This is a genomic window from Paenibacillus sp. IHBB 3054 (assembly GCF_051594305.1).
Classification (GTDB): Bacteria; Bacillota; Bacilli; order Paenibacillales; family Paenibacillaceae; genus Paenibacillus_AQ.
The window spans coordinates 1-745 of record NZ_JBOFBG010000138.1 but is presented as its reverse complement, the minus strand read 5'-3'; the positions used below and the strand labels follow the sequence as shown (position 1 = coordinate 745).

Here is a 745-nt window from a genome sequence, read left to right as displayed (position 1 = left end):
GTTTATTTGGATGCGCTGGATCGGTTAGGCCGGGACTATGACGGTATCATTGCGGAGTGGAAACAAATCACGCGCGAGATCGGTGCAGACATTGTATGTCTGGATAACGAAACATTGTTCGATTCCCGGAAGTTTAAGACGATGGGAGACTTCGGAAAGGTCATGGAGGATCAATTTCTAAGCCTGCTGGCATATGTGGCTGAGCAGGAACGGAAGAAGAATCGTTCAAGGCAGGCTGAAGGCATCGAGGTGGCTCGGACTGAAGGGGTTACCTTTGGTCGACCCAAACATGAAATTGATACCAAATTTATTGAAGTGTATGAGGAATGGAAGTCCGGGGGATTTACTGCAACGGAAGCGATGAGAAGGATCGGAATGAAGAAGCCTACATTTTATCGTAGAGTGAAAGAGTATGAGAATACTATATAATATTTCGCATAGAGGCTATATTATACTCAATGAAAGTATAAATATAGCCTCCTTTGCGAAAAAATATTAAAAATCAACTTACCCAAACCATGTATAAGGTTTGTCCATCTCTATCCTCTTTATCAGCATATATATTGTGAAAGCGTTGGTTTAGTGTGTTTTCTCGTACTAGGTTATAAAGTAATGCATATGCTAATTTAGGGTCGCCAGTAGTATAGCCTTCAAATTCAGTCCCTATTTTATTAAAAGCATCGCCATTATAAACCCATTCTTCTGCTTCTCGTAAAGTATCAAAGTTGATCATTTCTCTGAACCA

The 745-nt window shown here is 40.7% G+C and carries 2 protein-coding genes; one reads left to right on the top strand and one right to left on the bottom strand.

From position 1 onward, the window contains the following. Positions 1-429: recombinase family protein (locus ACQ76X_RS36100; RefSeq protein WP_438498693.1), on the top strand; the 429-nt coding region annotated here is incomplete at its 5' end. 73 nt (positions 430-502) lie between these two features. On the opposite strand, the gene ACQ76X_RS36095 is transcribed toward ACQ76X_RS36100, so the two are convergent. Then, positions 503-745 (bottom strand): hypothetical protein (locus ACQ76X_RS36095; protein WP_438498692.1); only part of this gene is annotated, 243 nt, incomplete at its 5' end.